Origin of the sequence: Streptosporangium sp. CA-135522 (genome assembly GCF_050949235.1) — a bacterium.
Taxonomy (GTDB): Bacteria; Actinomycetota; Actinomycetes; order Streptosporangiales; family Streptosporangiaceae; genus Streptosporangium.
The window spans coordinates 3881910-3898409 of sequence record NZ_CP192026.1; the positions used below are offsets into that span (position 1 = coordinate 3881910).

Consider the following 16500-nt stretch of genomic DNA (forward strand, 5'->3'; position numbering starts at 1 on the left):
AGCCGTTCCGCCGCGTCACCCCCGCGTCATCACCGGACGGCCTGGCCGCGGGGCGCGGTTTGCACCCCGGATGCGAGGGCATGCCGAGGCCGGTGAGGCGAACAGAAATTCGAGGGGAGGCCAGGATGAGCAACGGGCCGGTGGAGAAGAACCCGGAGGAATGGGCGACCGGAGACGAGCCGATGACCGCGCCGCAGGAGTCGTACCTGCGGACGCTCGCCCGGGAAGCGGGTGCGGACGTGCCCGACGGCCTCAGTAAGGCGCAGGCGTCCAAGCTGATCGACGAGTTGCAGGGCCGAAGCGAGCGGCTGCATCCGACCGGCGAGGGCGGCGAGGCCTGAACGGCCTCTGAGGACGAGATCCGAGGCGCTCTGAGGACGAGATCTGATGCGGAGGCCTGAGGACGGAGGCCTCGGAACGGAGATCTCAGGGCGGAGAGGAGGCGGACTCCCGCCGCCGACGCCGCTCGGCGGCAGGCCGAACGCCTGCCGCCGCGTCTCCGGGCCGGTCGACCGACGACCGGCGATTCCTCGACCGCCGAGGTCTATCCGTAGCAGCACAGGCCGCCGTTGGGGCTGGTCACCCAAACCGTCGAGCCCGCGGCCGACGTGGAGTTTTCCGGTGTGGGGGCGGCGGCGCCCGCCGTACAGAGGGAAATGGTCAATGCGGCCGCAGTGACGGCGACCTTGACCAGCGCGCGCTTTTTCACAGATGACCTCCGTGATGCCTTGTGGATCTTCGGGAGGATTGTCTCGCGTGCCGCCGGTATGACACAACACCCGAATGCGCATACCGATTCGGCTTTGGCGGGCGAAAGCTTGCGATGTTTAAGATGCGCTGTTGAGATGATCCAGACCAAGGATGAATGTGGATCCTATGGCGGCGTCCAGGGAGTGCGACGTGAGCGGCACGAGCGTGGGTGAACGTCTGCGGGCACTGCGCAGGCGGTGTGGCATGACAAGAGCACAGATCGCGGAACCGGAACTCCGCGAAGAGGACGTTGAGGCGATCGAGAACGGCACACGGGACGCCGACGCCGCGGAGCTGGGGATCCTGGCCGAACGGCTGCACTGCTCCTCCGCCGAGCTCGAATACGGCATCACCGACCGGTGGACGGCCGCTCTGCACGCCCGGGTGACTCGCGCGGAGACGGCTCTGCGCCAGAGCGACGTCCAGACGGCAGGGGAAGAGCTGGCCCGGTTGATCGCCGAACCCGCGCTCCGCTGCCTGCCCGATCTACGCCGGCGTGTCGGCTACGGCTACGCCCTGGCGCTGGAGGCCGCCGACAACCGGCCGGCCGCGATCGAACAGCTGACGATCCTGCTACGGGAGGCGTGCTCCGACCGCGCCGAGACGGCGGCGGCGCTGGCCGGGATGGAGATGCGGCTTCGCGAGCAGCGCATCTCCATCGCCCTGGCCCTGTGCCGGTGTCATCGGGAGGTGGGCGCGCTGGCCACGGCCGTCCAGGTCGGTGAGGAGGCCCTGGAGCGGGAGACGCCCTCGGGGTGGACCGACCGGCTGGTGGAGCTGGCCTCGACCCTGCTGGCCGCCTACGTCGAACGCGGTGATCGGGAGCGAATGGCGCAGTTCGCCACAGAGTTGCTGGAGGAGGCCGATCTGCTCGGGTCGCCCCGCGCGATCGTGGCGGCCTCCTGGAACAGTGCGGTGGTGGCGCGCATCCTCGACGATCCGCTGGAGGCCGACCTGCTGACCAACCGCGCCCTGCGCGTGCAGGCCGAGCTGGGCGACGGGCTGGCGATGGGCCGGTTGCGGATGTGCATGGCCGAATACACCCTGCGGCACGGGCCGCAGGATGTCGAGCGGATCGAGCGGATGCTCACCGACGCGCACGCCGAACTGGTGGCGAACTCGGCCCACCCCGGCGACGTCATCTCCTGCCTGCTCGCGCTGGCACGCGTCGACCTGCTGCGCGAGGAGCCGCAGGCGGCTCTGAAGCGCGCGCTGATGACGGTGGAACAGGCGGCGGATGTGGTGGGACCGGTGGCCGTGGAGGCGCACGAACTGCTGGCGGAGGTCTATCGGGCACTGGGACGCCTGGACGAGGCGGCACTCGCCCAGACCGCGGCCGCGCAGGCGCTGGAGAAGATGACCGCGCTGCGGCCGGCCTCGGCGGCGTGGATGGTCGTCGCCGATCTCCACGGCGACGCGGGCCGGCTCGATCAGGGGCGGGCCGCGCTGCAGCAGGCACTGATGTGCGCGGCGCTGTAGGGGATCGCGGCGCCGATCGGCCCGGGGCGAGATCCCGGAGAGCACACGCATCGAGCCGGCCACCGACCTGATCGTCCGCCGCGGCACCGCACCGCCTCGCTGATCGGACCGCCTGTTCCGTAGCGGGTCCGTTCGCATTGCGCCGTTTCCGGCAGCCGGCTGTTTTCGACGCCGACATCCCTCGACACGGTCGAGCGCATCGGTACGGCGGCGCTTTCCTCCGAGGGGATTCACCGGAGGGGATTCACCGGGGGCGAGGCGGCCGCGGAGATTGCGCGACCGTCGTCGCGCGGTGCGACAGGCGACCGGATGGCGCTCTGCTTTCTGTGCGCCGGAAAGCTCATTTCCATTGGCCCGAATCGGGAGAAAGTCGAGGTGCCGGAGGCTTCTATCCGGTTGCCGATAAGTTGCAAGCCGGGCCCAAGTGATCTCCAAGCAGAATCTATGACGCTGTGGAAGCCACGCCTTTACCGCTCCGAGTTCTTCCGTGAAAACATCTGGTTAAAGGAATTCGGAGCCGCGGTGTCGCCGGGAAGTGCTCGCTGGAATTTCCATGGAAATTTCAGCGGACTCCTCGTGTCGGTTATTCCACGCAATTCGTCAGGAGATTCGAGTGAAGAAGCTGATCGGTCTGGCCGCGTTCACCGCCATGGCCTCCGCCGTCCTCGGTGGCATCCCGCCGGTGTCGGCCGCCACGCCGCCGACCCCGGCCGTCGAGAAGCCGGCCGCCGAACGGGCGGCCGGAATGGAGGCCTACAAACGGGCGCTCGCCGAGCAGGTGGCTCGCCGCCTCGGCGACCGCGGATTCCGGACCGAGATCACGCGCGAGCTGGCCGACGACGGCCAGGCCGACCTGGCGGCGCTGTTCGGCGCGGTGTCCGATGGCCGGGAACTGGCCGACTACACCCGCCGTGCCAACCAGGACATCCTGCGGCTGAAGGGGATCCAGGCCGAGGGGGAGTCGCTGCTACAGATCCGCACCGATCCGGCCATGGCACGCCGGGTCGCCGCCGGAGAGCAGGCCCTGGTCATGTTCACCCCCTCCGGGGACGAGAAGGCCGTCCGTACCGTCACCGCCTACGACTCCGCGGGACGTACCCACCAGCTGGACGCCCGCCGGGCGCCCACCCGCCCGGTGCTCATCGTCGGCCTCGACGAGCGCAGGACCGCCGCCCTGAGCCGGCAGACCATCCGGCGCCGGCTCACCGAGGCCGGCATCGGCGGAACCGATAGAACGCTCGAAACCGGCACTCAGCAGGCGTCGTCCTCGCCCGCGCCCCTGGCCGCGACGCGACCGGTGTCCCACCTCTTCCGCATCGTCAACCGCATCGACCAGGAGCCGTGGTACAAGGGCGGGCCGGAGATCTATGCATGGGTCATGGGCGCGGGTCTCGACGGAAAAGCCCGGATCGACGCCGTCGAGATGCCCTACATCCAGCAGGAAGGCAAGGTCTACTCGCCCGGCCAGGTCCTGGTCGAGTGGTCCAACTTCAGCTGGACCGCCGTGGACGTCGTCTTCATGGAGCACGACGACGACACCGACCTGTCCGGCCTGGTCCGCGCCGTCGTCGACGGCGCGCTCGTGATCAGTGGCAACGGCCAGTACGTCCAGGTCGCCGACAAGGTCATCGGCGCGCTTCCCAGCGACTGGACCACCGACCACGACGACTGGGTCGACTCCTGCTACCTCATCACCGCCCAGACCCAGGGTTCGGACTGCGCGGCCGACCCCGAGGCGATGAGCTTCGTGCTGGCCTACCACTGGGTCTGACAGCCACGCCGACGACGGCTCCGGCCAGGGCTCCGGTCAGCGATCCTGACCCGGTTCCCTGGCCGGAGCGCCGTCGCGCCGGCCGAGTGCGATCCGGACCGCGCCTGGTGATTCGCTGATCCGCCCGCGTCGGGAAGCGGCCCGGCCGGTCGGCCTCGGGTCGCTCAGTCCCGAAGCTCGGGGAACTGGTCGTCACGCCACTCCGCGGCCGGTGTGGTGCCCGCGGACCGCTCCTCGCGGGCACGGAGCTCGACCCGGCGGATCTTGCCCGAGATCGTCTTGGGCAGTTCGGAGAACTCCAGCCGGCGCACTCGCAGGTAGGGGGCAAGGTTCTCGCGCGCGTGGCGGAGGATGGCCAGCGCGGTCTCCCTGTTGGGCTCCCATCCCGGAGTGAGCGCGACGTAGGCCTTGGGCACGGCCAGCCTGACCGGGTCCGGGGCGGGCACGACGGCCACCTCGGTGACGGCCGGGTGCTCGATGAGCACGCTCTCCAGCTCGAACGGGGAGACCTTGTAATCCGAGGCCTTGAACACGTCGTCGGTCCGCCCGATGTAGGTGATGTAGCCCTCCGCGTCCCGGGAGGCGATGTCACCGGTGTGGTAGTAGCCGCCGGCCATCGCCTCCTCGTTCCTGCCGGGATCGCCCTCGTAACCGGCCATCAGGCTCATCGGACGGCGGGCCAGGTCGATGCAGATCTCGCCCTCCTCGGCGGGCTGCCCGGTGATCGGATCGACCAGCACCACGGGCACGCCGGGAAGCGGGCGCCCCATCGAGCCGGGCTTGACCGGTGAGCCCGGGGTGTTGCCGACCTGGGCGGTGGTCTCGGTCTGCCCGAACCCGTCGCGCAGCGTCAGTCCCCAGGCGTTCCCGATCTGCTCGATGACCTCGGGATTCAGGGGCTCGCCGGCCGCCACCACCTCGCGCAGCGAGCCCGGCCCACCCGACAGGTCGCTCTTGATCAGCATCCGCCACACCGTCGGCGGCGCGCAGAACGTGGTCACCCCGGCCCGGCGGATCTGGGCCAGCAGCGCGCCCGCGTCGAAGCGGGCGTAGTTGTAGACGAAGATCGTCGCTTCGGCGATCCACGGGGTGAAGAAACAGCTCCACGCGTGTTTGGCCCAGCCAGGCGAGCTGATGTTCAGGTGCGTGTCGCCCGGCCGCACCCCCATCCAGTACAGGGTGGACAGGTGCCCGGCCGGATAGGACACCTGTGTGTGCTCGACCAGTTTGGGCCGGCTGGTCGTGCCGGAGGTGAAATACAGCAGCAGCGGGTCGTCCGGCGCGGTGCCCGGGTGCGCCACGGGCGCGGCCGCGATGTCGTAGGCGTCATGGTAGGCAGCCCACCCCGCCGGTGCCCGGCCGACGCACAACCGGGTGTAGTCGCCTGCCACCTCGGCGAACTTCCCGGTGTCGGCGCTGTTGGCGATGACGTGCCGGGCACCGCCGCGCTCGATGCGGTCCGGCAGGTCGGCCGGACCCAGCGCGGTGGTCGTCGGCATGATCACCGCGCCGAGCTTCATCACCGCCAGCATCGACTCCCACAACTCGACCTGGTTGCCCAGCATGATGAGCACCCGGTCGCCGCGGGCCACACCCTGCCCGGCGAGCCAGGCCGCGACCTGGTCCGAGCGCCCGGCGATCTCGTCGAAGGAGTATCGGGCCTCTGATCCGTCCTCTTCGACCAGCCACAGGGCCGTCCGCCCGTTGCCCCGGGCGATCACGTCGAACCAGTCGTGCGCCCAGTTGAAGGTGCCCCGCAGAAGCGGCCACGCGAAACGCCCCACCGCCCCGTCGTGGTCTCCGCTCAGCCCCAGCAGCAGGTCCCGGGCCTCCCGGTAGATCTCAGTGTTCTTCGTCGTGCCCACGATGGCGACTCCTTTCGGCGGCGACGGATCGCCGTTCGGAACTCACCGGGTTCGATACCCCCTCGTGAGGGGATGGAGTCGGCCGGCGGGCGGTCGGACCCGCCCCGAGGTCCGGGCCCGTGACCGGCCGGAGCTACCGGCCGTGCGCGTGCCCTCCGGACGCCGGCACCCAGTCGGTGTGCCGTACGGCGGGCAGGGTGCCCGGGAGGTGGACCACCGCCTGCGGCCGGCCGGTCAGGTCGAAGGCGTCGAGCACCAGCAGTTCGCCTCGCCGCTGTGCGGCGTTCTGGGTGAGGACCACGATCCAGCCGTCGCCTTCGACGCGGCCGCGGGGGACGAAGACCGGCAGGCCGGCGCGCCAGCCGGGGGCGAGCCTCCGCACCCGGCTGCTGTCGGCCGCGAGGTCGTGGCCGACCAGCGCCCGCCCGCCGGGGGCGCAGCCGAACACCAGCTGGTGCCTGAGGCCTGCCCGCCGGGTGTCCACCGACGCCAGCGCCACGGAGTCGACCAGCGGTCGTTCGCACACCGCGCCGCTCGCCGTGTCGAGGGTCCACCGGTGCACCCGCGGCGATCCGGCGGCGCCGTCCCCGCCCCACGGTGAGGCGTCGAAGGCGCGGTCGTGGCGCACCGCGTCGACGACGACGCGGTCGCCGTCGTCGTAGGCGTTCACCGACTGGAAGACGTAGCAGGGGTCGATCGGGAACCAGCGCGCCTCCTGCGCGTCGCCCGGCCACCGCGGCAGCAGCCCGATGCGGGCCGGCCGGCCGTGCTGCCAGCGATAGGGGAGACGTCCGCCGACCATGGCCGCGGCCCGGCGGTAGGTCACGGGCAGGTCGAAGACCACGACGAACCGTTCGGTGAGCGCGACCGCGTGCATGAGGGGCGCGCCGTCGAGCGCGAACGGCCGGCTCCCGAGCACGGCGCCGTCCGGCCCGATGACCAGGTGCTCCGCCCGGTCCAGACCGGGGTAGGTGGCGACGGTGTGCCACTGCCGCGTGAGCCGGTCCTCGACCGGCAGCGCGACGCTCGCCCGGCCCGGACCCTCCGGCCGCGGATCGGCGGATCCCGCGGGCCGGGCCCACAGCGCGGCGCCGGGAATCGGGCAGGCGAACTCTCCGGTGGGGGCGTGCAGCCGCCGGGCGGCGGCGGCGCCGAGCCGTACGCCGGACAGGAGGGCGGAGTCCCGCTGCGGGCCCGGCCCGGCCGGGCGGCACGACGCTCCCGGGTGCGGGACCGTCTGCACGAAGGCCCCTTCGAGTCCTGCCGGGATGACGCCGTCGACGCGCAGTCGCTCGTCGTGCGGCAGGTGGCCGGACGTCGTGATCAGATCGAGCTCGGGGTCCGTGGCGGTCATGTCGACTACCTCCCTGCGAGGTCCGGCGCTGTAGCATAACGGCGTTGTGTTTAACATATCGGCGTTATGCAATACTGTCAAGATGAGCCCACGCCGGTCCGATCCGCAGACGCGCTCCGCCCTTGTCGACATCGCCGCACGGCTGCTCGCCGCCGAGGGGCCCCAGGCGCTGTCGACGCGCCGTATCGCCGCGGAGGCGGGCAGCTCGACGATGGCGGTCTACACCAACTTCGGCGGGATGAGCGGGCTGGTGCGGGAGATGGTGTACGAAGGGTTCGCACGCCTGCAGAACTACTTCACGCACGTCACCGAGACCGCCGACCCCGTCGCCGACATGGTGCTGTTCGGGCGGGCCTACCGGCACAACGCCCTGACGAACCCGCACCTGTACGCGGTGATGTTCGGTGGGGCGTCACTGGCCGGGTTCTCCCTGGACGCGGAGGACCGGCAGTACGGCCGCTACACCCTGGGCGTCGTGGTCGGGTGCGCGACCCGATGCGTCGAGGCGGGCCGGTTCCGGACCGGCGACGCCGAGCTCATCGCCCACCAGCTGTGGACCGCGATCCACGGGCTGGTCACGCTCGAACTCGGCGACTATCTCATCGCCCCGTGTGATGCCGACCGGATATTCGAAGCCCAGCTGACCGCCCTGATGGTCGGCGTCGGTGACACGCTGGAGGCGGCCGGTCGGTCGGTGCGGTCGTCCCAGAGGCGGCTGAAGAAGGTGGTCGAGGGCGTGCGTGCCGATCCTGCGGCGGAGGACACGGTGAAGGGCACGGCGGAGGAGCCCGCGCGCCGGCGGCGCGGACGCCCTCGGCAGGCCGCGCAGGCGGGATGACCGCGCTGGCGGAACTCGTGGTGGGGGGCGGACCAGATCTCCGCCGACCGGCGGATGCCGGCCGTTTCGGATGAAGTGGCACGGCCATGTAGGGGAGGTCGCCCCTGGTCGCGTCGCTGTCGGCCGGGCGGGGCGATCAGGCGGGTAAGCGGATGAGGCGGCAGGATCCAGCAGATTCCGGTCGCCCGCCGTAGAGTGTGCGGGGCCGTATGGCCCTCTCTGACAGAGGGGTCGATATCCATGGGTAACGAGCTGACACTGATGGCCGTCCACGCTCATCCCGACGACGAGGTGCTCGGGACGGGTGGACTTTTCGCCAGGTGCGCGGAAGAGGGCATCCGCACCGTTCTGGTCACCTGCACGAACGGTGAGCAGGGTGACGGTCCCGGCGGAGTCAAGCCGGGGGAGCCGGGCCACGACGAGGCGGCGGTGAGCGCCCTGCGGCTGGAGGAGTTGCGCGAGTCCGTGGCCCATCTCGGGATCGCCCACCTGGAGTTGCTCGGCTACCGCGACTCCGGCATGGCCGGTTGGGCCGCCAACGAGGCGCCGGACGCCTTCGCCAACGTTCCCGTCGAGCAGGCCGCCGGGCGGCTCGCCGAGCTGATGGAACGCTACCGTCCCCAGGTCGTCGTCACCTATGACGAGAACGGCGGGTACGGCCACCCCGACCACATCCAGGCCCACCGGATCACCGTCGCCGCGGCGGAGGCCGGCGGCGTTCCCAGCAAGCTCTACTACACCGCCGTGCCCCGCGAGCGGGTCGCCGAGCTGTTCGAGTATCTCCGTTCGAGCGGAAGCGCCCCCGAGGACCTGGAGCTTCCCGAGGACTTCGGCACCCCCGAGGAGCAGATCACCACCGTGGCCGACGTGGCGCCCTACGTGGAGCGCAAGCTCAAGGCACTGGAGGCGCACGCCAGCCAGGGCGAGAACATCTTCCTGCTGCGCATGCCCGCCGAGGCCCAGCATCGCGCGCTCGCCCACGAGGCCTTCATCCGGCACTTCACCCGGGTTCCCGCCGCAGACCGCGAGGACGACCTCTTCGACGGCCTGCGCTAAGGACGCCCGCGGCGGCGGGCCGGATGGCCCGCCGCCGCGGGACGCCGAAAGGTCTTCGGCCCGACGCGGTCGCCCGCCTGCCGCCTGGCTGTACTGACCTGAGAGGTCAGGCACACGTGTCGCCCGCGTACTCGACCTCTGTGATCAGTACACCTAGCGCAGGGTGAGGGCGCGGAGCGTGGTCTGGGTGACGCGGTTGCCCGCCGCGTCCCAGGCCTCGGCTCGCAGGCTCACCGCGCCGCTGGTGTCGGCCAGGCGCGGATACCGTACGGAGGCGGTGAAGGCGCCCGCGTGGCCGCGGCGGACCTCGACCGGCTCCCAGCGCCCGCCGTCGTCGGTGCTGGCCCACAGCTTCAGGCCGGCGATGGCGGGCATCCGCTCCCCGCCCGGCGAGTGGTAGACGTTGACCTGGAAGGCGTGCCGCCGGCCCGCCGGCACGGTGTTGTCGAGCGCGATGCCGTCGGTCATGTCGTAGGAGACGAACACCACCGGCTCGGGCCGGCACGGCGCCTTGGAACCGAACACGCTGCCCGCGCAGGCGAACCCGGGCTGCGTGGCGTCCTTGGTGACCGTCCCGGAGCGGAAGGTCCACTCCGTCGTGGTCCTGATGTCACGGTCGTCGAGCGTGAGCCGGTAATCGCCCGCCTCCTTGGGCAGGGAGAACGTCGGGTAGCCGGTGCCGGCGGCGGGTATCTCCGTGCCGTCCCTGTAGAGGTGGACGCCGCCGATCCACGACCCGCCGTACTGGCCCTGCCCGCCGATCTCGGTGAAGTTGGGCCACAGGGTGTCGCCCTGCCGGCAGATCGAGCACAGCCCGATGACGTTCTGCGTGCCGTAGGGCGCCTTCGGGTCGGGCAGCCCGTAGACGGAGTCGGACGCCGTCACCGTGCCCGGCGTGAACGGCCCGGCGTTCCAGTGCCGGGTGAGGTGGACCGGCCGGTCGAAGACGTCGAGCGACATGTGGTAGCCGCCGCCCGGAGTGCTCGCCTCCCGCACGGTGATCGCGTCCGGGTCGAGCGGGCCGACATACTCGCGGCGGGTCCCCGGCACCGGCTGCGCGGGCAGGAACGAGGGGAAGAACATGAGCTGCCTCATGGTGAACGCCGCGGAGTCGGCGTAGGAGTCGCCGGGCGTGCCGGAGTGATAGGGGGTGTCGATCGTGGCCAGCTGTCGCTCGGTGAGCCCGTAGTGCATCGAGGCGGGCACCCGGCCCTGCTCGACGGGGTGCAGCTGGTAGCCGTAGGAGGAGTACGGCGTGCCGTGCACGGTGATCGTGACCGGTTCCGTGGCGAGCCGCTTGACCAGCGCCCGCGCCTCGACCGGCGGCAGCGTCACGTAGGGGATGCCGATGGTCGTGGACGGGTCCTCGTCGGTGGAGACGACGTACTCGGGAATGATCGGGCCGCCGATGCAGACCCCGAGCGGTCCCGACGGCCACAGCAGGATGCCGGCCGCCCCGGCCCGGCGGATGTTGCGGAAGCGGTCCATCCGCCCGGCGCAGGTCTGGTCGTCGTCGAGCAACGCCAGCTTGCCCCTCAGGTCGAGGCCGGCGAGATTCTCCGGCCTGCCGACCCCGACGTCGACCAGCTGCGCGGTCAAGGTTCCGTCGAAGGGCACCTGGCCGTCCATCATGCCGCCGTTCGGAACGGTCTTGTCGTGCGGGAAGACCTCGGGGTGCAGCGCGATCGGACGGCGTCCGCGCATCTCCATGGTCACCTCGGGGGCGGTCAGCGCCCGGCTGACGGTGTAGAGGAACTCGCCCTTGGTCACCCGCTTGGTGGGAGTCACCCAGAACCGGTAGAACGTGGCCGCCATCTCGTAGCTGCCCCATATGCCGCCGTCCGCCAGGATCCGCTGGACCAGGGTGTAGCTGCCCGCGCCGGGCGTCACCGCCGACGGTTTCGGCGTGCTGAAGGTGACCTCCTGGAGTTTGCGCGCGTCGAGGGTGATCTCGGTGTCGTCGGTGACCGTGACCTCCGGGTCGAGCAGCCAGGCGCTGTTGGGTACGTACGTCGACGGCTCGATCCAGTTGAGCCACTCGGTGACGCTGTAGACGCCGCGCGGCACCAGGACCTTGTTCACGCCGGGGGCCACGTGCTGGATGTGGCCGGAGACCTCGCCCCGGTCGCCGGTGACGTCGAGGATGCTGATGAGCCCCGGGTCGACGGGCGTGCCGTCGCGGCCGAGGGTGTTGACGGTGAGCGCGACCTTGGGCGGCTCACGCAGCAGGCCGACGGGCGTGGTCAGCCGGACGCCGTGGCCGTCGGTCGCGGTGACCGCGCCCGTGTAGGTGGCGACGCCGAGACCCGACGAGGTGAGCGTCACGGTGGCCGTGGCCGTCCCGCCGGCCGGAACCGTCAGCGTCTTGTCGACGGTCAGCGCGTCCTGCGGTACGGCCTCGCCTCCGACGGTCCGCAGCGCGGGGGTCAGGGTCAGGGTCACCGGCTGGTCGGACAGGTTGGTGTAGGCGAGCTGCTTGCCGAGCGGTTCGCCGCCGTCGGGCACGGCGCCGTAGTCGACGCTCGCCGTGCTCGCGTAGACCTTCTGGGCGATCGCGGTGGCGAGGTCCAGGCGCCCGGCGCCCCGCTCGTAGACGGTCAGGCCGACGTCCTTGGAGGTGCTCATCAGGGCCGCCTTGAGCTGCGGCGCCTTCCAGCCCGGATGCCGCTGGGAGAGAATCGCGGCGGCGCCGGAGACGTGCGGCGTGGCCATCGACGTCCCCGACAGGTTCGTGTACGAGTCGTTGACGGGCGTGCCCAGGCTCGTTCCCGCCGCGCGGGCGGCGACGATGCTCAGGCCCGGTGCCGCGATGTCCGGCTTGATGGTCGCGTCCAGCCGGGGGCCGCGGCTGGAGAAGGACGCGAGCCCGTCGCTCTTGTCGGTCGCCGCGACGGTGAGGGCGGAGGCGGCGCTGCCCGGCGTGCTGACGGACTCGGCCGTCCCGTTGTTGCCGGCGGCGACGACGAACAGCGTGCCCGTGGACGCGCTCAGCTCGTCGAGCGCCTGGCTCACCGGATCGGTGCCGTCGGTCGGCTCGCCGCCGATGCTCATGCTCACCACCTTGGCCCCGCTGGTGGCGGCCCACTGCATGCCCTCGATGATGCCGCTCCAGGTGCCGGTGCCGCTGTCGTCGAGGACCTTGCCGATCGCGAGCTTCACACCGGGCGCGACACCCTTGTACTTTCCGCCCGAGGCGGCGCCGCTGCCGGTGATGATGGAGGCCACATGCGTGCCGTGTCCGTTGCCGTCCCGCACCGGGACGTCCGGGACGAACGACCTGGTCTCGGCGATCTTTCCGGACAGGTCCGGATGGGTCTCGTCGACGCCGGTGTCCAGAATGGCGACCTTGACCCCGGTGCCGTCGAATCCGGCCGACCACGCCTGCGGCGCGCCGATCAGCGGCACGCTCTGCTCCAGGTCGGCCGCGACCTTCTTGTCCAGCCACAGCTTCGCGAGCCCCGCACCGAGCGTGGTCACCGCCCCGTTCCGGTCCGGTTGCCCTTGTACGGCGGACCAGAACGCGGCCGTCCCGTCGTGCGGCACGGCCAGTGCGGCGCCGTGGACGCTGGGCAGGGCCCGGGTCGGCGTGCTGGCCGGCAGTGCCTCGGCGGCACCCCGGACGGCGGGCTCGGCCACGGGATATTGCGCGATCACGGGGGTCTGCGCCGACTGCTCGTCGGCGTAGCCGTTCTCGGCGAGATACTTCACGTCGAACAGTTCACGGTCGATCCGGCCCGCCTGGATCGCGGGCAGCACGTCGTCGGGGTAGACGTAGAAGCCGTCGGGTCCGCTCAGCCCCCGGAAGGAGGTGGGTGCGGGCCTGCCCGGTCGGGCGGCCGGTTCGACCCGGAAGCCGTAGCGGCCGCCGATCTCGGTCAGCGTCACCTTGTCGCCCGTGATGAGAGTGATCTCATGCTTGCCCGGCCTGACGCCGTCGAGGGTGATCGGCGTGAGCGTCTGCCGCGCCGTGGCCGGGTCATCGCCGGCCGCGGCGGCGCGCACCGGCAGCGTCGCCGCGGCCATCGCGACCACCGCGGCGGCCACGACCGGGCCGCGCCGTAACGCGCCTTTCATGATCTTCATGGGATTCTCCTGGGGGAGGGGCTAGAGGGGCTCGTACTCGTCGGCCTCGCCTGCGGGCGGAGCCTCCTCGACCGGAGACTCGTCCGGAATCTCATCGGAAGGCGTGTCCATGCGGAGAGTTTCGGGCCGCCGGAAATTCTTGTCATGGGGCAGATGACCTAATGAATGCGACACGCGAATGATCGCGCCGGTCAGCGGTCAGCGGTCAGGGCGCGACGCCCGGCACGGCGGTGCTCGTCACGGCCTGTACGGGTACGGGGCCTGACGCCTGGTTCGACGACGTCGCGAACGCCCTCAGGGCAGGAGGCTCGACTCGACGGTGCCGCGAACGCCCTCAGGGCAGGAGGCTCGACTCGACGGTGCCGCGAACGCCCTCAGGACAGGAGGCTCGACTCGACGGCGCTGACCGCCAGCGCCGTGCGGGAGCTGACACCGAGCTTGCGCATGGCCGAGTTGACCTGTGCGGCGACGGTCTTGGGCGAACGTGACAGGACGGTGGCGATCTCCCTGTTCGTCCTGCCGGTGGCCAGCAGGCGGACGACCTCCAGCTCGCGGGGCGACAGCTGGTCGCCGTAGCCGCGCCGGCCTCGTCCCCGCATCTCGACGCGGTGCTCGCGCAGCAGGCGCGCCATCCGGTCGGCCGCCGTACGGGCACCCAGCTCGGTCAGCTCCTGGAACACCCGCCGTGCCAGCTGGAGGGCCTCCTCGGCCGCGCCGGCGGCCAGCAGGCAGGCGACCTGGCGTTCCTGAGCGAGCAGCGCGTCGTACGGGCGGGGGAGTCCTCGCCAGGCACCGGCCGCACGGGCGAACGCGACCGCGGCGCGGCCGGGGTCGCCGCGGCTCTCCGCCAGGAGCGCCCGGCACAGCTCCAGCCCCGCGCGGGGCGCCGCCGCGTCCCTGCCCCGCACCCATCCGGCGAACGCGCCGGTCAGCTCGACGGCCTCGTCGAGCCGCCCGGCGACGACCAGCGCCTGGACCCGGGCTGGGGCGAGATCGGTGGCCCAGAGCCAGACCTCCTTGCCGGCCACCAGCCGGATGGGCCCCTCGGTGATCCGCAGGGCCTCGTCGGCGTGGCCCTGCTCCAGCAGGACCCGCGCCAGGGCCGCCGCCGGCTCGGAGACCAGTTCGGGGGCGCCGCGCCGGTGTGTTTCGGCGAGCACGTGCCGGAAACGCTCACCGGCGGCGGGGTCGCCGCTCGCCGCGCCGAGCAGGGCGCCGACCAGCACCGCCTCCAGCTGGGTCACCGGCTGCATCACGTTGTCGTCCGCGAGGGCGGTGGCCCGCGCCGCCAGCCCCGGCCAGTCGCCGGTGAACCAGTCGAGATGGATCCGGGTCGCGCTGATGGTGTCGCGGTATCGGGTGAACCGGTGCCGCTCGACGATCTCCGAAGCCGTCGCCAGATGCCTGTGAGCCTCCTCGAACCGCCCCCAGTACACGGCCGCGTCACCGAGATTGAGATGGGCCTTGCCGAGGTGCCTGCTCTCGCTCGCGGTCGAGGCGGCGCCGGGAAGCAGGGCGGCCTCGGCCCAGCCCGACTCCTCGCCCAGCAGCAGCAGCGCGCTGATCCGTTCGGTGAGCAGGCCGAGCCGCTCGACCGGCGGCAGCGACTCGCTCTGCTCGCCCGCGCGCCGCAACCAGCACAGGTGCTCCGACGCCGGCGCGGAGGACTCATGCGGCCACCCCAGCATCACCATGGCCTGGGCGGCGCTGAAGGAGCCGGGCGGCAGGTGCGGGACGGCCTTCTCCAGCTCCACCCGTCCGGCCTCGAACTCCTCCATGAGCGTGAGCACCCGGCCGAGCTGGTAGCGGGTCTCCGCCTCCTCGGCCGGCGACAGGGCGGCGGTGTCCACCGCGGACCGCAACGCCCGCACCAGACCCCTGAAGCGGTCGTCCCCGGTGAACGAGGAGAACGGGATCTTGCGGGTCAGCCGGGCCGTCGCGGCGGCGGGCAGCTCGGTGTGCGTCACCAGGTCGTATAGCAGCGCCGAGGCGCCGGCCTCGTCGGCGGCGGCCAGGGCGAGATCGGCGGCCTGTTCGGCGTAGCGCATCCACTCGCCCACGTCGCCGGCCTCGCGGAAGTGGCGGGCCAGCCGGGAGACCGGCAGCGGGGTGCGAGCGGCCAGGGCGTGCCCGGCCCGCCGGTGCATCGTCCGGCGTTGCGACGGCGGGATCGCCTCGTAGACCGTCCGAGAGGCCAGCGCGTGCCGGAACGACACCAGCCCGCCGCTCTCCCGCAGCAGGCCGGACGCCAGCGCCTCCGCCAGCCCGCCGGCCGGTGGCGCCGCCATGCCGAGGACGGAGCCGAGCATGGCCTCGTCCACGGGGTCGGACAGCGCCGAGGCCGCCCGGAGGACGGCTCTGGCGGGTGCGCTCAGCCGCTCGACCCGTTCCAGGACCGCGTCGCGCACCGTCGGGGGCACGTCGATCTCGTTGAGCCTGCGGCGCATCCACTCGCCGTCGCGCCGGGTGAGGTCGGCGCGGTCGTGCAGCAGGCGCACCGACTCCTCGACGGCCAGGGGGATCCCGTCGGTGTGCTGGTGCAGCAGCGCGGCGAACGCCGGTGAGACCGGCTCGTCGTCCAGCATCGACGACATCAGCCGGCCGGTGTGCGTGACGTCCAGCGCGCCCACCGCCAGCCGCAGCCGTGCCGTCCCCGCGGCATGCCTGGACGACAGTCGAAGCAGCAGCGAGCCGGGCGGCACGTCCTCCGGGCGGTAGGTCACCACCAGGCTGAGCAGCGGAGGCTGCCGGGAGACCAGGAAGAGCAGGAACTCCAGCGTGGCGTCGTCGGCCCAGTGCACGTCCTCGACCGCCAGCACCGACACCTTCAGGCGCTGCAGCACTTCGGCGAGGGCCCGGAAGAGGCGGTGCCGGGCGGCTCTGACGTCGTCCAGCGGGTCCGGGGCCACCGGCAGCTCGTCGGCCCACTCGGGAAACAGCGGCCGCAGGGCTCCGGCCAGCGGGCTCAGTCGCAGGCCGGCCACCCGGTCCGCGGCCTGCCGTACCGCGTCCACGATCGGGCCCAGGGTGTACGGCTCGCGAAAGGGCGGGCACCAGGCCACCAGGCTTCGACGCCGGCGCGCGATCGGCGAGCCCAGGAACTCCCGCAGCAGGCGGCTCTTGCCGATTCCGGCCTCCCCCTCGACGAGGACGATCGCCGGTGCCCCGGTCAGCGCCTGCTCGAACGCCGCGAGCTCCGGCTCGCGCCCCACGAGCGCCGGCACCGACATCAGGCGTGGGACACCGGGCCCATCGGGCGTCGTGGCAGGCACAGGACGCCCCCCATCGTGAGATCACGGCCCGG

9 protein-coding genes are annotated in these 16500 nt (G+C 71.8%); 5 read left to right on the forward strand and 4 right to left on the reverse strand.

What is annotated here, in order from left to right; all coding sequences use genetic code 11:
• Positions 1 to 125: 125 nt before the first annotated feature.
• The 3 genes from ACQPYK_RS18190 (at position 126) to ACQPYK_RS18200 (ending at position 4000) form a co-directional block, all read left to right on the forward strand.
• A complete protein-coding gene (locus tag ACQPYK_RS18190; protein WP_433256683.1) occupies positions 126 to 341 on the forward strand; it encodes a DUF3072 domain-containing protein in 216 nt (71 codons plus the stop codon).
• 613 nt (positions 342 to 954) lie between these two features.
• Positions 955 to 2229 (forward strand): hypothetical protein, encoded by a 1275-nt coding sequence (locus ACQPYK_RS18195; protein ID WP_433256685.1) that lies wholly within the window; start codon positions 955 to 957, stop codon positions 2227 to 2229.
• A gap of 613 nt (positions 2230 to 2842) precedes the next feature.
• Complete coding sequence (locus ACQPYK_RS18200) at positions 2843 to 4000, forward strand: DUF3103 family protein (RefSeq protein WP_433256687.1); 1158 nt, start codon at positions 2843 to 2845, stop codon at positions 3998 to 4000.
• 164 nt (positions 4001 to 4164) lie between these two features.
• Here ACQPYK_RS18200 and ACQPYK_RS18205 read toward each other — a convergent pair whose 3' ends face one another.
• The gene (locus ACQPYK_RS18205) at positions 4165 to 5865 is read right to left on the reverse strand and encodes an AMP-binding protein (protein ID WP_433256689.1); all 1701 of its coding nucleotides are present in this window, start codon (positions 5863 to 5865) and stop codon (positions 4165 to 4167) included.
• Positions 5866 to 5998: 133 nt separating this feature from the next.
• Positions 5999 to 7219, reverse strand: coding sequence for a carotenoid oxygenase family protein (locus ACQPYK_RS18210; RefSeq protein WP_433256691.1), 1221 nt, complete (start codon positions 7217 to 7219; stop codon positions 5999 to 6001).
• A gap of 82 nt (positions 7220 to 7301) precedes the next feature.
• Between ACQPYK_RS18210 and ACQPYK_RS18215 the strand changes: the two genes are divergently transcribed.
• Positions 7302 to 8057: a TetR/AcrR family transcriptional regulator gene (locus ACQPYK_RS18215; protein WP_433256693.1), complete on the forward strand. Its 756-nt coding sequence runs from the start codon at positions 7302 to 7304 to the stop codon at positions 8055 to 8057.
• 240 nt (positions 8058 to 8297) lie between these two features.
• Complete coding sequence (locus ACQPYK_RS18220; protein ID WP_433256695.1) at positions 8298 to 9113, forward strand: PIG-L family deacetylase; 816 nt, start codon at positions 8298 to 8300, stop codon at positions 9111 to 9113.
• 153 nt (positions 9114 to 9266) lie between these two features.
• On the opposite strand, the gene ACQPYK_RS18225 is transcribed toward ACQPYK_RS18220, so the two are convergent.
• Both ACQPYK_RS18225 and ACQPYK_RS18230 read right to left on the reverse strand, forming a co-directional pair.
• Positions 9267 to 13196: a S8 family peptidase gene (locus ACQPYK_RS18225; protein ID WP_433256697.1), complete on the reverse strand. Its 3930-nt coding sequence runs from the start codon at positions 13194 to 13196 to the stop codon at positions 9267 to 9269.
• A gap of 374 nt (positions 13197 to 13570) precedes the next feature.
• Positions 13571 to 16468 carry a helix-turn-helix transcriptional regulator gene (locus ACQPYK_RS18230; protein WP_433256699.1) on the reverse strand — a complete coding sequence of 966 codons (2898 nt, stop codon included), beginning with the start codon at positions 16466 to 16468 and terminating at the stop codon, positions 13571 to 13573.
• Positions 16469 to 16500: the final 32 nt, after the last annotated feature.